The following is an 18489-nucleotide window of genomic DNA, read 5'->3' as shown; positions in this document are numbered from 1 at the left end:
AATGGTGCTGGTGCTTTTTGTTCTTGTATTATTGGCTGTCTTTTCTTGGTTCTTATTTAGAGATATCAGAAGTCCCGTTTTTCTTTTTGTTTTTATATGGAGCAGTGTCTTTTTTGTTAATATCGCGATGCTTGATTACATCGCTGTAAGCGAGGAAGCTCTTACTTATGTAATGTTCATGGTTTGTGCATTTATTATTGGTGCAGTTTGCTTCAAAGGAAAAGTTTTTGTTACAAATACTGTTAATCGTGGTTCTATTAATGATTCATTGCTGAGAGTGTTCTTTTTTATATCATTATTTATTCAATTACTGGCCCTAATAATACTGCTATATGAATATCAGCGATTTCCGGGCGGAATAACATCATTTATTGGATATCTGCGTTCAGTGCAAATGTTTCCAGATGAATTTGCATATCCGGGTATGCTATCTAACGCATTATTAATGCGGATAATAAAAAATAATTATTTGTTCAACTATATTTTATTAATTATATATGTGTTACGGAGTCCAGACGTAACAAAAGGAATTATCATTTGCTTGCTAAGTCGTCTGCTATATGCAGGCCTAATGGGAAGTCGCTGGCAAGGTGTGATGGATATTTTAAGTCTAGCATTTATTTATTTGGATAGAAAAGAGTATTTATCTAAATCCATAATTAAATACACCTTTTATTTCTTGGTTTTCTTTATGGTTGCAGGTGTATTTAGAAGCTCGAATGGATTTGGTATTGATTATTTTATAATGTATATCTTTGGCGGTCTTCCTGCATTCGGGGAAATGTTTAAAAATCCTGATTTGTTTTATTTACCTAATACTGCAATCTATATAGAGCAATTGCTGGGGGGGGCTGCAGATGGAGCATTCAATATAGTTGCGGATAGTATATGGTTAAATGACTCAATAAAGACAAATACTTACTCTGTATTTGGTGTGTTGTATAAATATTATGGCCATCTGGGGTCTCTAATATATTTCTTTTGTTATGGGGCAATATTATCCATTCTCGCAAGAAATAAAAGTAATGGGCTTTTTTCTCCAGTATTATATTATATCGTAGCGCCTACAGTCTTGTTAACCGTATTTACTGAAAGTATCCTACTGCTTTTTCCTATTATCTTGAGATTGCTGTTTTTAATGCTTATTTTGAAAATATCTATAAGAGTGAAAAATGTATCCGCCTAAAGTTAAAGTATCAGTAATAGTTCCTGTTTTTAACGTTGAAAAATACGTTGAAAAATGCATGGATAGTTTATTGAATCAAACCTTGACTGACATTGAAATAATTATTGTCAATGATGGCTCAACAGATCGCTCTGGTGAAATCGTTCAGCGATATATTCGACAGTACAATAATATTAAATATGTCGAACAAGAAAACAAAGGTCTTAGTGAGGCAAGGAATGCTGGCGTAAGATATGCCGAAGGAGAGTATTTAGCCTTTTTGGATTCGGATGACTGGGTTAAGGCTGATGCCTATGAAATACTTTATAACAAAGCGATCATCAATAATGATGATATCGTATGCTGTGGCTTTTATATGAGTTTTGAAAATGGGGCGGCGCAACGTGAATATATTACCTCTAAAGAGTATAATAGCGTCGAACCACTTATAGAATTTGAAATCTTCAGGCACATTAAAGTAGCTGCATGGGATAAGCTTTACAATAGAGAGTTTTTTATACGTTCCGGCATCCGTTATCCAGCAGGGTTATGGTATGAAGATACGGCGGTATCGGTACCATTGTTGCTAAAAGCCAAAAAAATATCCGTAATTTCTCGTCCACTGGTCTATTATAGGCAACGTGAGGGTTCAATTACTAAGCAGAATGATTTTAATCCTAAAATATTTGATGTCTATCAAGTGTATGAATGCGTAAGAGAGCACAGTACAGAGTTAGTTGGACATGAAAATATAGAGAAAATATATTGTTATTTTTATACTAAAAAATGTGTTATTGATAACTTTATTCGGATGATGTCATATAATCATCTTCGTGAATATATTGATTCATTACGACACCAGTGCCGCGAGCGTTTTTCACTTCTGGATGTGGTGAAGAATTCGTTATTGAGTACTAAGGAAAAAATATTTGCATTGTTAATACTAATAGCGCCCTTACCTATACTAGTACTGGTTACTAAATGGGGCATAAAATGAAGTGGTTAACATCAGTAATAAAAAACAAAACAATCAAAAACATAGTTTCATTAAGCCTTGTTCAAGGGCTAAACTATATATTACCACTGATTACGTTGCCATATCTTGTCAGGACATTAGGGGTTCATAGCTATGGTGTGTTGACGTTCTGTGTGGCGTTTAATCAATATTTTTTGTTATTTACTCAATTTGGATTTAATTTTTCGGCCACTCAGCGTATAGCGAAAGCACGGCAGGAGAAAGAGCAGATAAGTAAAATATTTTTCTCAGTGCTAGGTGCGAAGCTCTTCTTTTGTTTCGTTAGCTTTGTTGTATTATGTATTTTGATAATATTGGTTCCCTATTTTTATAATATTAAGGTGATTTTATTATTTTCCTTTGTGGCTATTGTTGGTGATGTTCTCTTTCCTGGTTGGTTTTTTCAGGGGGAAGAGAAGATGAGCAATATAGCAATATCTAATATATTGGCTCGCTTAAGCACTGTACCACTAATTTTTTTATTTGTTAATAGTACTGATGATGTAGCTAGAGCCGCACTCTTTATGGGATCGGCGAATGTGCTTGCAGGAATAATTGCTATGATCGCAGTTGTCAAATCCGGGCGTGTCAGTCTGTATAAACCCAGCATTAAAGACATCAAAGAAGAAATTATTTGTTCTTGGCATTTCTTCATATCTTCAGCGGCAATGAGTCTGTATACGGTAACGACTCCGGTTCTTCTCGGAGCAATTAGTGGCCCTTATGTTCTGGGGGTTTTTTCCGCAGCAGATAAATTACGGCAGGCTCTTCAAGGATTGCTTAACCCTGTTTCTCAGGCGCTTTATCCAAAGATATCTCGGATGATAAAAGAGCAAGATAGAACAACTGTTTTTCAGTTCATTCGAAAACTTTTGACTGTTCAGGCAGTTTTTGGACTAGTGGTGAGCCTTATATGTTGTTTGGGGGCATCGGTTATTATCCCTCTGGTATATAATAAAAGTGGGACACCGGATGTTATTGCTGTTTTTGAAATTCTAGCCTGGATCCCGTTTGTTGTCTCTATCAGTAATGTTTTGGGGATACAGACTTTGTTGACTACCGGATACAAAAGGGAGTTTAGTCAGGTTATCATTACTGGTGGTGTGGTTAATATTGTGCTGCTTTGTCTATTGGCTTTTCACTTTGAAGCATTTGGGGCTGCTTTGTCTATTTTAATAACAGAGGCGATTATTACTATTGGCATGTCCCGAATGATAATGAAATTAAAAATACCTTTATTTAATAGGTGATGTTATGTACGACTTTATCATTGTAGGTTCTGGGCTATTTGGAAGTGTCTGTGCTCATGAATTAAGAAAGAAAAATAAAAAGGTGCTTGTTATCGAGAAGAGAAGTCACCTTGGTGGCAATGTTTATACAGAAGATAATAAAGGGATCAGTGTACATAAGTATGGAGCTCATATATTTCATACAAATAATAAGGATATATGGGACTATGTTAATAGTTTTGTGGAATTTAACCGCTTCACAAATTCCCCATTAGCTTTACATAACGATAAGCTTTATAATTTACCCTTTAACATGAACACGTTTTATCAGCTATGGGGTGTGACTGAACCTGGGCAGGCTAAAAAAATTATTGAGTCACAACGACAGGAATTGAATGGGAAAAAACCTGAAAATCTTGAAGAGCAAGCAATCAGTTTGGTTGGAAAGGATGTCTATGAAATATTAATCAAAGGATATACAGAGAAACAATGGGGACGTAAAGCAACAGAATTACCGCCCTTTATTATTAGCAGGTTACCTGTGCGATTTACTTTTGATAATAATTATTTTTCTGATCGTTATCAAGGGATCCCTATTGGGGGGTATACCAAATTAATTCAGGCAATGCTCGATGGCATAGACATTAAATTCAACGTTGATTATCTTCAATATCGGGATGAATATGCTGGTTTAGCAAAGAAAGTTATATATACAGGGTCTATCGATGAGTATTTTGACTATTGCCTTGGTGAGTTAGAATATCGCTCTCTAAATTTCGAAGTTCTTGAGTTAGACACTGATAATTTCCAGGGGAATGCGGTTGTTAATTACACTGAAAGAGACATACCATTTACTCGTGTCATTGAGCATAAACATTTTGATCCTGTTGAAACTCAACACACTGTGATCACCAGGGAGTATCCTGCTGAATGGCATAGAGGATTGGAAGCATATTATCCTGTAAATGATAAGAAGAATAATGAGCTATATAAACGCTATCGTAAACTAGCGTCAGAGGAAAAGAATGTGATATTTGGTGGCCGGCTGGCGGAGTATAAATATTATGATATGCATCAGGTAATACTTTCTGCTCTACAAACAGTAACTAAATTATAAAGTGTAAAACAATGGAAAGTGTTTTATTAATCTGCCCTACCTTTTATAATTATAGAGAAATTATAAAAGTAGAGCTTGAAAGACAAGGGAATAGCGTAGTTGCGTTTGATGAACGCCCATCAAACGACACATGGTTTAAAATCGCCTTAAGACTGCTAGGGGCAAAGCCTTTACTACCTATCACCAGACGTTATTACAGAGATAAGATATCACAAATTGAAACACCACAAAACATAGGGCTTATTTTAATTGTTAATCCGGAAGCAATGGATAAAATAATTATAGATGAACTTAGAAGAGCTTGCCCTAATGCGCGTATAGTTATCTACTTATGGGATTCGCTGAGAAATAAAAGATATATATCCGAGTTGTTTCGGTTCTGTGATAAAGTCTTTACATTTGATTATGATGATGCGAAAAGTAAAATGCTGGAATTTCTTCCGCTTTTTTTTACTGTTTCCTCCCGGGGGCGAACAACTGTTAAACCTAAAAAAATAGTGTTCATTGGCTCAATACATAGCACACGATTGAAAACTATTGCGTTCGTCAATTCACTTGCAATGAAAGAAAGAATAAAATTCAGTTTTTCTCTCTATTTTCCAAGTCGTATCATATATGCAATTACTTATATAAAGAGTGGTGTGCTACGCAAGCAATTAGGGGACCATGTAATACTTAAACCGCTTCCTTATGATGAGTATTTACATGAAATGTCCTCGTCAGAATTTGTTCTGGATATCGCTCATCCTAAACAGACAGGTCTGACAATGAGAACATTAGAAGCTATTGCATTTAATAAAAAAATAATTACTACTAATGATAACATTAAAAATTATGATTTTTATGAGCCGGATAAACATTTTATTCTGACTAAGGAGAATGAACACCAGCTTGTTGATTTTATTCAACTGTCTTCACCAGAGTGTTATTATCCACAGTCGGTATTAAATAAATACAGTATTAGTAATTGGGTCGCACGACTTCTGGAGAGAGAATGAATATCTTAGGGATAGGTTTTTATGATGACTTCGCTCGTTTTTTTCATGCTCTGGGTGATAATTTTAATAAACGAGGTGTTAAATTTAATTATCTGAGTATATATTTTAGTGGGTTTTTCTATTCGCGTTTAAGAAAACGTAATGCCAGTTGGATGGTAGTACATGTCTGGCGTAGATATTTTTTTAAACGACGTTACTATCAGATGGCTGCAACAGCTGATGAATATAGAGGGGTGAACCTTGATAAGGCGATACGTTATCATGTCTGCTCACTACCTAAGCATAAAGAGTATTATAGAGCAATAGCATGTGCTTATATAGACTATGCATTTCAATACTTTAAGTGTAAAAAATATGATGCAATGATTGTCAGCGGTGACTCCCGATTGCAATGTACTGTTTTTATTGAAGTTGCAAAACAATTTAATATAAAAATTTACTATTTTGAGCAGGGGGCCTTTGACACTACATTTATTGATTGCTGGGGCGTGAATTCGAATTCAGGGGCTCGACATATTAATGCTACCAGGAGCACATCTCAGGACATGATGCTACAATTGCTAGCGTTGACAATCGAGAAGAAAAAAAATAAAAAGTTCTCCCGGACAAAAATTTACCGATTGAGTGATAAAATATTAAATATATTGTTGCTGATTTTTTTTAGACAGAGTGAAATACTTGAGGGGCTAGGTATAGTCAAGCATAAAATTGATTTGACTACTGATGTTGACACAGAGCAAAATAATGAATATATCCTTTTTGCCGCACAGGTTCCTCATGATGTCAATATGATTTTACACAGCCCTGCATTTCAAAACCATTATCAGATAATAAGGTTTATTAATGAGTCGATCCCTGATAAATATAACATAATTGTCCGGGAGCACCCACTTTATAAAAGTAGGTATGAACCCGAATTCTATGAGTATATCAGGGATAACCAACGAGTCATTTTGGATAATACGTCACAGCTACACGATTTAATAAAAAGTAGCTCTTTAGTAGTAGTGAATAATTCTACTGTTGGTGTTGAAGCATTGGTGTTGGGTAAGAGGGTTTTTGTTACCGGGGATGCTTACTATGATACTTTCTCGGGGGTGTGGCGTTTCGGAGATGCATCCGATAGAGAAAAACTTACTGCGGGTAACTATACTTTTGATATTAATGATAGAGAGCGATCGCATGCAGAACTCGCTACGCTGTTGGATGATTACTTATATTCAGGGCATTTTCGTGATGACGACCTGTCATTTACCAAAACAATAGCAGAAGATATTATCAACGGAAAGGTTAAGTGTGAAAAAAATACCATGGTTGATTAGAGCATTAGTTTATAAAATATTCTTATGGAATATGGGGGGAGTTGTTTATCTCGGTCGCCCTTTATATTTGAAAGGTTTGAGGTATATTCAGTTCGGGCATAAATTCAGAATCTATCCTCATGCACGTATTGAAGTAGCAACTGATGCAAGATGTAAGTTTGGTGATAACTCAGCGATTGGTGATAATTTACATCTTATCTGTGAACGTCGTGTGATAATTGGTAATGATTTTCTATGCTCATCTAATGTGTTTATTTCTGATACCGATCATTCTTTTATATTGGATGACGTTCCCTTTATAAACCAACCCTGTGTTTCTGCAGAGACAATAATCGGGAATAATGTTTTTTTGGGGAAAAATGTTGTTGTTCTGGCTGGGGCCAGATTAGGGAATAATACGGTTGTTGCAGCTAATGCAGTAGTTAAAGGACATTTTCCTGACAATGTCATGATTGGGGGAATACCGGCAAAAATTATACGTTCGCTTTGATGACTGTTATGGGGTTTTAGTGTTGTTATCAACGATTCTCTAGGTATTCTGTGGGAGGTGTAGATGAAAGGAATAGTGCTTGCTGGAGGTGCGGGGACGAGATTGTACCCTATAACCACGGCGATTTCTAAACAGTTATTACCTATTTATGATAAACCTATGATTTATTATCCAATCTCTGTGTTAATGTTGGCTGGTATTCGTGATATAGTAATTATTACAACGCCTGAGGATTCTAAGTCATTCTATCGATTGTTAGGTGATGGTTCACGGTTTGGAGTTAATTTCTCTTATGTTATTCAAAAAAGCCCTGATGGTCTGGCTCAATCTTTCATATTGGCAGAATCGCATATAAAGAATGAAAAATGCGCTCTTGTTTTAGGTGATAATATATTTTTCGGACAAAGCTTTGGTCGAAATTTGGATAGGGTTATTGCCTCCAATAACGGAGCTACTGTTTTTGCCTACCAAGTTTTGGACCCTCAGCGATTTGGTGTCGTAGAATTTGATGATAATTTTAAAGCCATATCAATTGAAGAAAAGCCAGCTAAACCAAAATCAAACTGGGCTATAACCGGCTTGTATTTTTACGATGAAAACGTTGTGGACTACGCGAAACAAGTGAAACCGTCAGCACGGGGTGAACTGGAAATAACTTCATTGAATGATATGTATTTAAATGATCAACGACTTTCAGTAGAGATACTTGGCCGGGGCTTTGCGTGGCTGGATACGGGAACCCATGATAGCCTGATAGAAGCATCACAATTTATTCATACTATTGAAAAAAGACAAGGTTTTAAAGTTGCCTGCCTGGAGGAAATTGCATACCGAAATAAATGGTTAACAGCTGAGCAAGTGTTGGATTCGGCAAAAATGTTGGATAAGACCCAATATGGTCAATATTTGACAAGTTTAATCGCCCGGGAATGATGTACTCGGTATACCAGTATGGTTAAGTTAGAATTGTTCATTATGTTTATCGCTGATACTATTTTTATTTGGCAGCCAAGAGTATTATAATCCGGTTGTTTTTCTGCAGAGTCATTTGCAACCGTAAGCACACCTGACAGGAGTATGTAATGTCCAAACAACAAATCGGCGTTGTCGGTATGGCAGTGATGGGGCGCAACCTGGCGCTTAACATCGAAAGCCGTGGCTATACCGTTTCCGTTTTCAACCGCTCCCGTGAAAAGACCGATGAAGTGATTGCCGAAAATCCCGGTAAGAAACTGGTGCCACATTACACGGTGCAGGAGTTTGTTGAATCCCTTGAAAAGCCACGTCGTATCCTGTTGATGGTGAAGGCCGGTGAGGGCACAGATAAGACTATCGAGTCGCTGAAGCCGTATCTGGAAAAAGGGGATATTCTGATCGACGGTGGCAACACCTTCTTCCAGGACACTATCCGTCGCAACCGTGAACTCTCTGCCGAAGGCTTCAACTTTATCGGTACCGGGGTATCCGGCGGTGAAGAGGGGGCGCTGAAAGGGCCTTCCATCATGCCAGGTGGCCAGAAAGAGGCTTACGAGCTGGTGGCACCCATCCTGAAGCAGATTGCCGCCGTTGCCGAAGACGGTGAGCCATGCGTGGCCTATATCGGCGCAGACGGTGCCGGTCACTATGTGAAGATGGTGCATAACGGTATTGAATACGGCGATATGCAGCTGATTGCTGAAGCCTATTCCCTGCTCAAGCACGGTCTGAACCTGTCCAATGAAGAGCTGGCGACTACCTTCTCTGAGTGGAACAAAGGTGAACTAAGCAGCTACCTGATCGATATCACCAAGGATATCTTCACCAAAAAAGACGATGCGGGTAACTATCTGGTCGATGTGATTCTGGATGAAGCTGCCAATAAAGGCACTGGTAAATGGACCAGCCAGAGCTCGCTGGATCTTGGTGAACCGCTCTCTTTAATCACTGAGTCAGTATTCGCACGCTATATCTCTTCCCTGAAAGAGCAGCGCGTTGCAGCTTCTAAAGTACTGACCGGTCCGCAGACCCAGCCTTTCGCGGGTGATAAAGCTGAGTTTAGCGAAAAAGTACGTCGTGCCCTTTACTTAGGTAAAATCGTCTCCTATGCGCAAGGCTTCTCACAGCTGCGCGCTGCGTCTGACGAATACCACTGGGATCTCAACTACGGCGAAATTGCTAAAATTTTCCGCGCTGGATGCATTATCCGTGCTCAATTCCTGCAGAAGATCACCGATGCCTATGAGCAGAACCCGGCCATTGCCAATCTGCTGCTGGCGCCGTACTTTAAGCAGATTGCCGATGAGTATCAGCAGGCGCTGCGCGATGTAGTGGCTTATGCGGTACAGAATGGTATCCCGACCCCGACCTTCTCTGCGGCTATCTCCTACTACGATAGTTATCGCTCTGCCGTGCTGCCGGCCAATCTGATTCAGGCTCAGCGCGACTATTTCGGTGCCCATACCTATAAGCGTACCGATAAAGAAGGCGTGTTCCATACCGAGTGGCTGGAAGATTAAGCTAATTCTTAATTAGTCACCTGAAAACCAGCTGATTTATCAGCTGGTTTTTTTTATTATCAAAGGGACTACTGGAAGTAGAGAGACTATCTCCGTCAACGGCGGAGGTAATAGCGCTAAAGTAGTCGGTTAGTATACGAGATCAAAGGTTGCTGAACTGTTGTCGAGTGCCGATTATTTCGCCATCCGGCATTAGATAAATCGCAATTTCAACCTTTTCTTAGTAAAGTGGCTCCGGTGATTTCCAGGGGAGTATGCGATACTTCTTCCCGCATATCTTTTGTGGGCAGTCTCTTTGATGGTTTTTTGGGTTAATTTTTAAAGGTTACTATGAACCAGAATTCTCAAGCGGCACAAGGTGTAAGCCGCTCGCCGGAAACGGTCGATCTGCTGGATCTGCTGATGCAGCTGTGGCGCGGTAAGAAAACCATTATCGCCTTGGTCATTATCTTTATTCTGCTGGCCGTGGCTTATCTGTTTGTGGCCAAAGAGAAGTGGAGTTCGACGACTATCGTTACGCTACCTGATTCCGGCCAGATTGCTAACTATAGTAACTCGATGAGCATTATCTATAGTCAGAATCGGGGTTCGGCCCCTTCGGTTAGCGATATTCAGAACCGTTTTTTCACCCGTTTTAACTCGCTGATGTCGGCCCTTTCTGAAGAGCTGGATAACCAGGAAAAACCGGAAAAATTAACCATTGAACCGGCGGTGAAAGGCCAGTCGGTGCCGCTTAAAATCAGCTACGTTGGACCCAGCGCCGTTGAAGCCCGTAAAACGCTCACCGCCTATATCGATAAGATTAACCAGCGGGTTATCGATGAGTTGAATGCCGACCTGGTGACCAATATCAACGCCACCATGAAGGATCTTAAGAGCTCTATGGATGCTCAGGAAGCCTCGGCCAAAGCCCAGCGCGAGCAGCGGCTGGAGATCCTGCGCCAGGCGCTAAAGGTGGCCGAGCAGAGCAATATCAAGGATACAATGGTTAAGCAGGCCGAGACGCTGTCCGAGGATACGCTGTTTACCCTGGGTAGCGATGCCCTTTCGGCGACCCTGAAAAACGAATCTACCCGGCCGCTGCCGCTTTCCGGACAGTACTATAGCACCCTGCAGTCCTATCTGGCGGTAAAGGCGCTGGCCCAGAAGCCGGATGTCGGTAATTCATTCCACTATGTGATGAAGCCTAATCTGCCGGTACGGCGTGATAGCCCGAAGCGTGGCCTGACGCTGGTACTGGCGGCGTTACTGGGGGGGATGATTGGTTCCGGCGTGGTGCTGGTTCGCAACGCGCTGCGTAACTATAAGCCTGCCGCGTAATATAGCCATCTGCGAAAAAAGCCCGCCGTTAAAAAACGGCGGGCTTTTTTGATCCGGGGAGACGTAACTACTGATGCCTGCCCCGCAAATTCTCAATCACCGCCCCTAAATCAAGCTGCTGATCCTGAAGCAGCACCAGCAGATGGTAGACCAGGTCGGAAGCTTCATTAACCAGCTCTTCACGGTCGTGCACCGTAGCGGCCAGCGCGGTTTCCACCCCTTCTTCGCCCACCTTCTGGGCAATACGCTTGGTGCCGCTGGCGTAGAGCTTCGCGGTATAAGAGCTTTCTGGGGCGGCCTGTTTGCGCTCCGCCAGCAGCTGTTCGAGTTGATACAGGAACAGCCACTGGTGCTGTGGCGCATCGCCAAAGCAGCTGGTGGTGCCTTTATGGCAGGTGGGGCCGATGGGGTTAGCCTGAATCAGCAGAGTGTCGTTATCGCAGTCCGCCGCAATACTGACCAGCTTCAGGAAGTGGCCGGAACTTTCACCCTTGGTCCACAGCCGCTGTTTGCTGCGTGAATAGAAAGTGACGTTACCGCTCTCCTGGGTTTGCTTCAGCGCTTCCGGCGTCATATAGCCGAGCATCAGCACCTCGCCGGATGCCGCATGCTGGACGATGACGGGGATCATATTGTCGGTTTTGGCCCAGTCCAGCGCCTCTGTCTGTTTATCTGTTAACACTGTCGAATCTCCACGCCCTGTTGCGCCAGGTAAGCTTTTAGCTCACCGATATTGATAATTTGTTTATGAAATACGGATGCAGCCAGCGCGCCGTCCACTGCCGCATCGCGGAAGGCTTCCAGAAAGTGCTCCATGGTCCCGGCGCCGCCAGAGGCGATAAGGGGGACGCGGCAAACCTCGCGCACTTTGCCGAGTTGTTCCAGGTCGTAGCCGTTGCGCACGCCGTCCTGGTTCATCATATTCAGCACAATTTCACCGGCGCCGCGTTGCTGCACTTCCTGTACCCAGTCCAGAGTCTGCCACTGGGTGATCCGGGTGCGGCTCTCGTCGCCGGTATACTGGTTAACCTGATATTTACCACTTTGTTGGTCGAACCAGGTGTCGATGCCCACCACGATGCACTGTACGCCAAAGCGTTCCGCCAGCCGGGTAATCAGCGTTGGGTCCGCCAGTGCCGGGGAGTTGATGGAGATTTTATCGGCCCCGAAGGAGAGGATCTGAAGCGCATCGGCCTCTGATTTAATCCCGCCTGCCACGCAGAACGGAATATCGATAACTTCCGCCACTCGTGAAACCCAGCTCTTATCCACTACCCGGCCATCGCTGGAGGCGGTGATATCGTAAAACACCAGTTCGTCGGCACCTTCTTCGGCATAGCGCCTGGCCAGCGGGACGATATCTCCGATGATCTCATGGTTGCGGAACTGCACGCCCTTAACCACCTGACCGTCGCGCACGTCCAGGCAGGGGATTATCCGTTTTGCCAGCATTGGAGAGCCTCCTTCACATCAAATTTTCCTTCCAGCAGGGCACGGCCAACAATTACGCCGCTCACGCCGCTGCCGCGCAAGGCCTCAATATCTGCAAGCCCGCCAATACCACCAGAAGCCTGAAAACCCACCTGGGGATAGAGGGTGCAGATTTCGCGATACAGCCCGACATTGGAGCCGCTCAGGGTTCCATCGCGGGAGATATCGGTACACAGCACGTGGCGCAGCCCCAGCGGCAGAAAGCGTTCCACCAGTTGCTCCAGAGTCACGCCAGAGGTTTCCTGCCAGCCGCTCACCGCCACCTGCTTATTACCGGCCTCGTCGATACGGACGTCCAGCGCCAGTACGATGGCTTCGGCGCCAAAGCGTTCAAACCACTGTGCAACCAACTCCGGGGATTTCACCGCCGTGGAGCCGACCACTACGCGGCTGGCGCCTGCCGTCAGCAGAGCTTCCACATCTTCCGCGCTGCGAACGCCGCCGCCGACCTGAACCGGCACGCTTACGCCCGCCAGCAGGCTTTTCAGCAGTGGGATCTGGCGCTGGTTCGGATCTTTGGCGCCGGTCAGATCCACCAGGTGCAGCACCTGCGCGCCTTGCGCCTGGTAATCCTGTAGCCGCGGCAGCGGGGAGCTGCCGTAGTCGCGCTGCTTGCCGTAATCGCCCTGATGGAGACGCACCACCTTGCCGTCAATTAAATCTAAAGCCGGGATAATCATTTACATCTCCAGGAAATTTTTCAGAAGCTGCGCGCCCGCCTTGCCGGAGCGTTCCGGGTGGAACTGTACGCCGTAAAAGTTCTCTTGCTGTACCGCGGCGCTAAAGGCATCGCCGTAATCGCAGCGGGCGATGGTGGCCTCGCTCACCGGCATGGCGTAGCCGTGCACGAAGTAGAAGTAAGCCCCGTCGTCAACGTTGCGAAACAGCGGATTACCCTGTTCAGGAAAGACCTGGTTCCAGCCCATATGGGGCAGCGGCAGGCCGCGGTCGACCATTTTCACCACCGGCTGGTCGATAACGCCTAAGGTGTCGATGCCGTTACTCTCTTCGCTGGAGCGCGCCAGTAGCTGCATACCAAGGCAGATGCCCAGCACCGGCTGGGTACAGCGGCTGATAAGCCCGATCAAATCGCGCTCGCGCAGTTGATTCATGGCGGCCCGGGCGGTGCCGACTCCCGGCAGAAACAGCTTGTCGGCGCGCAGCACCACTTCCGGATCGCGGCTAACGGTGGGGTTGGCTCCCAGTCGCTGAATCGCCCATTTTACCGACGAAAGATTGGCGCAGCCGGTATCCAGAATCACCACATTCATCACAGCACTCCTTTTGATGAGGGGAGGGCGTCGCCTTCCACGCGGATCGCCTGGCGCAGGGTGCGGCCAAAGGCCTTAAACAGGCTTTCCACCCGATGGTGGTCATTCTTGCCCTTGGTTTTCAGGTGCAGGGTGACGCCCATGGCATAAGAGAGGGAACGGAAGAAGTGCTCAACCATTTCGGTGCTCAGGTCACCCACCCGCTGGAAGTTAAACTCGGCTTTGTATTCCAGGTGCGGACGGCCAGAGATATCCAGCGCGCAGCGCGCCAGACATTCGTCCATCGGCAGCACGAAGCCAAAGCGGCCAATACCGCGTTTGTCGCCCAGCGCCAGTTTCAGCGCCTCGCCCAGCGCCAGGCCGGTATCTTCCACGGTGTGGTGATCGTCGATATAGAGATCGCCTTTGACTTCGACAGCCATACGAAACCCGCCGTGGGTGGCTATCTGATCCAGCATATGATCGAAGAAGCCAACGCCGGTGTTGAACTGGCTACCGCCTTCACGATCCAGCCACACCTGCACGTCGATCTGGGTCTCTTTGGTATTGCGCTCAACGTGAGCGTAGCGATCGCGCTGAGTCAGACGTTCGCCGATGGTCGGCCAGTTCAGGCCGTCAGTGCCGTAGCGCAGCCCCTGAATGCCCATGTTTTCGGCAAGCTCCAGATCGGTGGCGCGATCGCCAATCACATAGCTGCTGGCTTTATCCATTACGCCATCTGCCAGCCAGGGTTGTACCAGCGCGGTCTTCGGTTTGCGGCAGTCGCAGTTATCCGCAGGCAGGTGCGGGCAGATCAACACTTCGTCGAAGCGCACGCCCTGGGAATCGAACACCTGCATCATCAGGTTGTGGGGACCATCGAAGTCGTCCTGGGGGAAACTGTCAGTTCCCAATCCATCCTGGTTGGTTATCATAATCAGCTTAAAGCCCGCCTGTTGTAGCTTAAGTAAGGTCGGGATTACCTGAGGCTCAAAGGCCAGTTTATCGAAACGGTCAACCTGGTAATCGACCGGCGGCTCGCTAATCAGTGTGCCATCGCGATCGATAAAGAGAAACTTCTGGCTCATAGGGTCTCCTGATTTGCCCGTACGGCGAGCTGGTTAAGGGCGTCGAGCAGACGCTGGCATTCGGCACGGGTGCCGATGCTGATGCGCAGGCACTCTTCCAGACCGGGTTGTTTATGCTGATTACGCAGGATAATGCCGCAATCCCAAAGCCGCTGGAACAGGGGCTGGGAGCGGTCGAAGCGCACCAGCAGATAGTTGGTTTGCGATTCAAAGACCTGATCGACGCCGGGTAACGTACCCAACTGTTCGAGCAGGTACTGGCGGTTGTCCAGAGTTTCCGCCACCCGCTGGCGCATGGCGGCGATCCCTTCGGCGCTCAGGGCCTGGGCGGCGATATCGGCCACCGGGGTAGAGAGCGGGTAGGGGGCGATAACCTTAAGCAGCATCTGAATTAGCGGTGCGTTAGCCAGGGTGAAGCCGCAGCGTAGCCCTGCCAGCGCAAAGGCTTTAGAGAGCGTGCGCAGAATAGCCAGGTGCGGATAGTCGTTGAGCCAGTCCGCCAGGGAGGCGGTGGGGCAGAATTCAATATAGGCTTCATCCGCTACCACGATGGCGCGACCGCGGGTCATCTCCAGCAGCGCGCGCAGGTCATCCGGGTTGATTAACTGACCGGTAGGGTTGTTGGGGCTGCAAACGAATACCACTTTTACGCCATCTAATTGGGCTTCAATAGCGGGCAGATCGAGCTGCCAGCCGTTGATGGCCGGTACGGTGCGGCAGTCTACGCCAATGGTTTCAGCGCTGACGCTGTACATGCCGTAAGTGGGCGGGCAGTAGAGCACGGCGTCCTGGCCCGGCTCGCAGAAGGCGCGAATCAGTAGTTCGATGCCTTCATCGGCGCCGCGGCTGACCAGTACCTGCTCCGGTTTAACCCCGGCGTAGTCGGCATAGCGGCGAATCACCTCCGCAGGCTGGCACTCCGGGTAGCGGTTCAGGGTCTGCATGGTCAGCTGAAACGGCACCGCCGTCGGGAATTCATTGGCATTCAACCAGACATCGCCATTACCGCCCAGACGGCGAGCGGACTGGTAAGGGGTGAGCTCGCGCACGTTGGCGCGGGCAAGGGCTTCTATCTCGTTCATTTCTGCTCCTCCAGCGCCGCCAGACGCAGTGATACCGCATTCTTGTGGGCCGTTAGCTGTTCCGCAGCGGCAAGGATCTCAATGGTGGCGGCGAGCCCGGCAAAGCCCTGCTGGCTCAGCTCCTGCACCGTCATCCGCTTCTGGAAGTCCGCCAGTCCCAGGCTGGAGCAGGTGGCGGTGTAGCCATAGGTCGGCAGCACGTGGTTGGTGCCGGAAGCATAATCTCCGGCGGATTCCGGCGACCAGTCGCCAAGGAACACCGAACCGGCGCTGGTAATACCCTCGACCAGCGATCGGGCGTCGGCGGTCTGAATAATCAGGTGCTCGGGGCCGTACTGGTTGGAGATCTCCACGCACTGGGCAAGAGAGCGAGCCACAATCAGGCGGCTGGCGGCCAGAGCCTGGCGGGCGGTTTCCGCGCGCGGCAGGGCGGCAAGCTGGCGCTCTACCGCGGTGGCCACCCGTTGCGCCATGGCGCTATCCGGCGTCAGCAGAATCACCTGAGAATCCGGGCCGTGCTCCGCCTGGGAAAGCAGGTCAGAGGCGACAAAGTCAGGGTTAGCGCGCGCATCGGCAATCACCAGCACTTCCGATGGCCCGGCGGGCATATCGATGGCGGCGCCGTCCAGTCGCTGACTAATCTGGCGTTTGGCTTCGGTGACAAAGGCGTTACCCGGGCCGAAGATTTTATCCACCTGCGGCACGCTATCGGTGCCGAAGGCGAGGGCGGCGATAGCCTGGGCGCCACCGACCTGGAACACCTCCTGCACGCCGCACAGTTTGGCCGCATAGAGGATCTCGTCGGCGATGGGCGGCGGCGAGCACAGTACCACCCGGCGGCAACCGGCGATGCGCGCCGGGGTCGCCAGCATCAGCACCGTGGAAAACAGCGGCGCCGAACCGCCGGGAATATAAAGCCCCACCGCGTCGATAGGGCGGGTTACCTGCTGGCAGCGCACGCCGGGGCGGGTTTCCACGTCTACCGCAGGCAGTTGCTGGGCGCGGTGAAAGGTTTCGATATTGGCGACGGCAACGGCCATCGCCTGCTTCAGTTCGTCGCTCAGGCGTTCAGCGGCGGCGTCGATTTCCGCCTGACTCACCTTCAGGCTCTGAACCTCGGTGTTATCGAAGCGGGCGCTATATTCGCGCAGGGCGGTATCGCCACGCGCTTTAACGTTATCCAGAATCTCGCTGACGGTACGGCTGATGCTGTCGGAAGCGGCAATGGCCGGGCGCATCAGCAGTTCGCGCTGGCGTTGGGCGTCGCAATCGTTCCAGTTAATGACGGTATTAAAGGCCATGGTGGTTACTCCATCATCTTCTCAATCGGCAGGACCAGGATCGAGCTGGCGCCCAGCGCTTTTAGCTTTTCCATGGTTTCCCAGAACAGGGTTTCGCTGCTGACCATGTGCATGGCTACCCGCTGCTTATCGCCAGCCAGCGGCAGAATAGTGGGGCGCTCGGCGCCGGGCAGCAGCGCCACCACTTCTTCCAGACGCTCGCTGGGGGCGTGCAGCATAATATATTTGGATTCCCGTGCCTGGATAACCCCCTGAATGCGGGTCTGCAGTTTATCGATCAACTGCTGTTTGTTGTCCGGCATCTCGCCGTCGCGCTGAATCAGACAGGCTTTGGAGCGGTAGATAACCTCGACTTCACGCAGGCCGTTGGCTTCAAGTGTTGCGCCGGTAGAGACCAGATCGCAGATGGCGTCGGCCAGCCCGGCACGGGGGGCCACTTCCACAGAACCATTCAGCAGGCAGGATTTAAACGGGACTTGTTTCTGGTCGAGGTAGCGTTTCAGCAGATGTGGGTAAGAGGTAGCAATACGTTTATCAGAGAGAGAGGCGATGCCGTCCCAGGGCTCGTCCTGAGGTGCGGCCAGCGACAGACGGCAACCGCCGAAGTCCAGGCGCCGCAGGGTGAAGTAGCGCGGATCTTCGCCCTGGGCGCGGCGGCTGAGCAGCTCCTCTTCCAGCACGTTCTCGCCGATAATGCCAAGGTCCACCACGCCGTCCATCACCAGGCCCGGAATATCGTCATCGCGCACCCGCAGAATATCGATGGGCATATTCTCCGCCAGGGCGATCAGACGCTGGGTGTGCAGGTTAACCTTAATGCCGCAGCGGGCCAGTAATTCGCGTGAATCATCGCTTAAACGGCCGGATTTCTGAATAGCTATGCGTAAACGGGTGTTGTCTGACATTGTGCTCTACCTCTGATTTGGTAAAAATTCTGCTGAAACCGCGCAATAAAAAAGCCCCCGGAAGGCGATCTTCCGGGGGCTCTCTGTCTTGCGTTCTGCACCACTGGAAGATCTGAATGTCTTCCAGCACACATCGCCTGAAAGACTAGTCAGGATGATGGTGATGATGGTGGTGTTTAAATTGAACGCAATTCATAGCAATCTCGTCTGAATGATTATTC

19 protein-coding genes and 1 other annotated feature are annotated in these 18489 nt (G+C 47.6%); of the genes, 10 read left to right on the top strand and 9 right to left on the bottom strand.

Features of this window, described 5'->3' with window-relative positions; translation table 11 throughout:
- The first annotated feature begins 1 nt into the window (after window position 1).
- The 10 genes from SCU88_RS16835 (at window position 2) to wzzB (ending at window position 11151) form a co-directional block, all read left to right on the top strand.
- Entirely contained in the window at window positions 2–1186 is a 1185-nt protein-coding gene (locus SCU88_RS16835; protein ID WP_175341097.1) for an oligosaccharide repeat unit polymerase, read from the top strand.
- Complete coding sequence (locus SCU88_RS16830; RefSeq protein WP_175341096.1) at window positions 1173–2162, top strand: glycosyltransferase; 990 nt, start codon at window positions 1173–1175, stop codon at window positions 2160–2162. Before SCU88_RS16835 ends, SCU88_RS16830 begins: the two co-directional genes overlap by 14 nt.
- Window positions 2159–3430: an oligosaccharide flippase family protein gene (locus tag SCU88_RS16825; RefSeq protein ID WP_175341095.1), complete on the top strand. Its 1272-nt coding sequence runs from the start codon at window positions 2159–2161 to the stop codon at window positions 3428–3430. Before SCU88_RS16830 ends, SCU88_RS16825 begins: the two co-directional genes overlap by 4 nt.
- A gap of 4 nt (window positions 3431–3434) precedes the next feature.
- The gene (glf, locus tag SCU88_RS16820) at window positions 3435–4526 is read left to right on the top strand and encodes a UDP-galactopyranose mutase (protein ID WP_175341094.1); all 1092 of its coding nucleotides are present in this window, start codon (window positions 3435–3437) and stop codon (window positions 4524–4526) included.
- Window positions 4527–4537: 11 nt separating this feature from the next.
- Window positions 4538–5524 carry a glycosyltransferase family protein gene (locus SCU88_RS16815; protein ID WP_175341093.1) on the top strand — a complete coding sequence of 329 codons (987 nt, stop codon included), beginning with the start codon at window positions 4538–4540 and terminating at the stop codon, window positions 5522–5524.
- Window positions 5521–6846 carry a hypothetical protein gene (locus SCU88_RS16810; protein WP_175341092.1) on the top strand — a complete coding sequence of 442 codons (1326 nt, stop codon included), beginning with the start codon at window positions 5521–5523 and terminating at the stop codon, window positions 6844–6846. Before SCU88_RS16815 ends, SCU88_RS16810 begins: the two co-directional genes overlap by 4 nt.
- Window positions 6821–7336 carry a DapH/DapD/GlmU-related protein gene (locus SCU88_RS16805; RefSeq protein WP_175341091.1) on the top strand — a complete coding sequence of 172 codons (516 nt, stop codon included), beginning with the start codon at window positions 6821–6823 and terminating at the stop codon, window positions 7334–7336. The genes SCU88_RS16810 and SCU88_RS16805 overlap by 26 nt, the downstream gene beginning before the upstream one ends.
- 63 nt (window positions 7337–7399) lie before the next feature.
- Window positions 7400–8269 carry a glucose-1-phosphate thymidylyltransferase RfbA gene (rfbA, locus tag SCU88_RS16800; protein WP_175341090.1) on the top strand — a complete coding sequence of 290 codons (870 nt, stop codon included), beginning with the start codon at window positions 7400–7402 and terminating at the stop codon, window positions 8267–8269.
- 149 nt (window positions 8270–8418) lie between these two features.
- Window positions 8419–9831, top strand: a complete 1413-nt coding sequence (gene gndA / locus SCU88_RS16795; protein ID WP_175341089.1) for an NADP-dependent phosphogluconate dehydrogenase — start codon at window positions 8419–8421, stop codon at window positions 9829–9831.
- Between the two features lie 330 nt (window positions 9832–10161).
- Complete coding sequence (wzzB, locus tag SCU88_RS16790; protein WP_175341088.1) at window positions 10162–11151, top strand: LPS O-antigen chain length determinant protein WzzB; 990 nt, start codon at window positions 10162–10164, stop codon at window positions 11149–11151.
- 67 nt (window positions 11152–11218) lie between these two features.
- Here the strand turns inward: wzzB and hisIE are convergent, their stop codons facing one another.
- From hisIE to hisL, 9 genes are all read right to left on the bottom strand, one after another.
- Window positions 11219–11782, bottom strand: coding sequence for a bifunctional phosphoribosyl-AMP cyclohydrolase/phosphoribosyl-ATP diphosphatase HisIE (gene hisIE, locus SCU88_RS16785; protein ID WP_431810174.1), 564 nt, complete (start codon window positions 11780–11782; stop codon window positions 11219–11221).
- A gap of 44 nt (window positions 11783–11826) precedes the next feature.
- Window positions 11827–12603 (bottom strand): imidazole glycerol phosphate synthase subunit HisF, encoded by a 777-nt coding sequence (gene hisF / locus SCU88_RS16780; RefSeq protein ID WP_175341086.1) that lies wholly within the window; start codon window positions 12601–12603, stop codon window positions 11827–11829.
- Window positions 12585–13322 (bottom strand): 1-(5-phosphoribosyl)-5-[(5-phosphoribosylamino)methylideneamino]imidazole-4-carboxamide isomerase, encoded by a 738-nt coding sequence (gene hisA / locus SCU88_RS16775; RefSeq protein WP_175341085.1) that lies wholly within the window; start codon window positions 13320–13322, stop codon window positions 12585–12587. Before hisA ends, hisF begins: the two co-directional genes overlap by 19 nt.
- The gene (gene hisH, locus SCU88_RS16770; protein ID WP_175341084.1) at window positions 13323–13913 is read right to left on the bottom strand and encodes an imidazole glycerol phosphate synthase subunit HisH; all 591 of its coding nucleotides are present in this window, start codon (window positions 13911–13913) and stop codon (window positions 13323–13325) included. It abuts the gene before it with no gap.
- Window positions 13913–14980, bottom strand: a complete 1068-nt coding sequence (hisB, locus tag SCU88_RS16765) for a bifunctional histidinol-phosphatase/imidazoleglycerol-phosphate dehydratase HisB (protein ID WP_175341083.1) — start codon at window positions 14978–14980, stop codon at window positions 13913–13915. Before hisB ends, hisH begins: the two co-directional genes overlap by 1 nt.
- A complete protein-coding gene (gene hisC / locus SCU88_RS16760; RefSeq protein ID WP_175341082.1) occupies window positions 14977–16062 on the bottom strand; it encodes a histidinol-phosphate transaminase in 1086 nt (361 codons plus the stop codon). The genes hisB and hisC overlap by 4 nt, the downstream gene beginning before the upstream one ends.
- Entirely contained in the window at window positions 16059–17363 is a 1305-nt protein-coding gene (gene hisD / locus SCU88_RS16755) for a histidinol dehydrogenase (protein WP_175341081.1), read from the bottom strand. The genes hisC and hisD overlap by 4 nt, the downstream gene beginning before the upstream one ends.
- Window positions 17364–17368: 5 nt before the next feature.
- The gene (gene hisG, locus SCU88_RS16750; protein WP_175341080.1) at window positions 17369–18268 is read right to left on the bottom strand and encodes an ATP phosphoribosyltransferase; all 900 of its coding nucleotides are present in this window, start codon (window positions 18266–18268) and stop codon (window positions 17369–17371) included.
- 45 nt (window positions 18269–18313) lie between these two features.
- Window positions 18314–18438 (bottom strand) — a sequence feature (His leader region).
- A complete protein-coding gene (gene hisL, locus SCU88_RS16745; protein WP_138099289.1) occupies window positions 18414–18464 on the bottom strand; it encodes a his operon leader peptide in 51 nt (16 codons plus the stop codon). It overlaps the preceding feature by 25 nt.
- Window positions 18465–18489: the final 25 nt, after the last annotated feature.

This window comes from Jejuibacter sp. L23 (assembly GCF_050815825.1).
Lineage (GTDB): Bacteria > Pseudomonadota > Gammaproteobacteria > Enterobacterales > Enterobacteriaceae > Jejubacter > Jejubacter calystegiae.
The sequence above is the reverse complement of the archived record's forward strand: the minus strand, read 5'-3'. Positions and strand labels throughout refer to the sequence as shown.

What these genes read in the sequence shown, in the direction of transcription:
- rfbA (WP_175341090.1), top strand. Translation starts at nt 7,400, where the DNA reads ATGAAAGGAATAGTGCTTGCTGGAGGTGCGGGGACGAGATTGTACCCT.
- hisH (WP_175341084.1), bottom strand. Translation starts at nt 13,913, where the DNA reads ATGAATGTGGTGATTCTGGATACCGGCTGCGCCAATCTTTCGTCGGTA.
- hisF (WP_175341086.1), bottom strand. Translation starts at nt 12,603, where the DNA reads ATGCTGGCAAAACGGATAATCCCCTGCCTGGACGTGCGCGACGGTCAG.
- gndA (WP_175341089.1), top strand. Translation starts at nt 8,419, where the DNA reads ATGTCCAAACAACAAATCGGCGTTGTCGGTATGGCAGTGATGGGGCGC.
- hisG (WP_175341080.1), bottom strand. Translation starts at nt 18,268, where the DNA reads ATGTCAGACAACACCCGTTTACGCATAGCTATTCAGAAATCCGGCCGT.
- hisA (WP_175341085.1), bottom strand. Translation starts at nt 13,322, where the DNA reads ATGATTATCCCGGCTTTAGATTTAATTGACGGCAAGGTGGTGCGTCTC.
- SCU88_RS16810 (WP_175341092.1), top strand. Translation starts at nt 5,521, where the DNA reads ATGAATATCTTAGGGATAGGTTTTTATGATGACTTCGCTCGTTTTTTT.
- SCU88_RS16815 (WP_175341093.1), top strand. Translation starts at nt 4,538, where the DNA reads ATGGAAAGTGTTTTATTAATCTGCCCTACCTTTTATAATTATAGAGAA.
- hisIE (WP_431810174.1), bottom strand. Translation starts at nt 11,782, where the DNA reads ATGATCCCCGTCATCGTCCAGCATGCGGCATCCGGCGAGGTGCTGATG.
- hisB (WP_175341083.1), bottom strand. Translation starts at nt 14,980, where the DNA reads ATGAGCCAGAAGTTTCTCTTTATCGATCGCGATGGCACACTGATTAGC.
- glf (WP_175341094.1), top strand. Translation starts at nt 3,435, where the DNA reads ATGTACGACTTTATCATTGTAGGTTCTGGGCTATTTGGAAGTGTCTGT.
- SCU88_RS16835 (WP_175341097.1), top strand. Translation starts at nt 2, where the DNA reads ATGGTGCTGGTGCTTTTTGTTCTTGTATTATTGGCTGTCTTTTCTTGG.
- wzzB (WP_175341088.1), top strand. Translation starts at nt 10,162, where the DNA reads ATGAACCAGAATTCTCAAGCGGCACAAGGTGTAAGCCGCTCGCCGGAA.
- SCU88_RS16825 (WP_175341095.1), top strand. Translation starts at nt 2,159, where the DNA reads ATGAAGTGGTTAACATCAGTAATAAAAAACAAAACAATCAAAAACATA.
- hisD (WP_175341081.1), bottom strand. Translation starts at nt 17,363, where the DNA reads ATGGCCTTTAATACCGTCATTAACTGGAACGATTGCGACGCCCAACGC.
- SCU88_RS16830 (WP_175341096.1), top strand. Translation starts at nt 1,173, where the DNA reads ATGTATCCGCCTAAAGTTAAAGTATCAGTAATAGTTCCTGTTTTTAAC.
- hisC (WP_175341082.1), bottom strand. Translation starts at nt 16,062, where the DNA reads ATGAACGAGATAGAAGCCCTTGCCCGCGCCAACGTGCGCGAGCTCACC.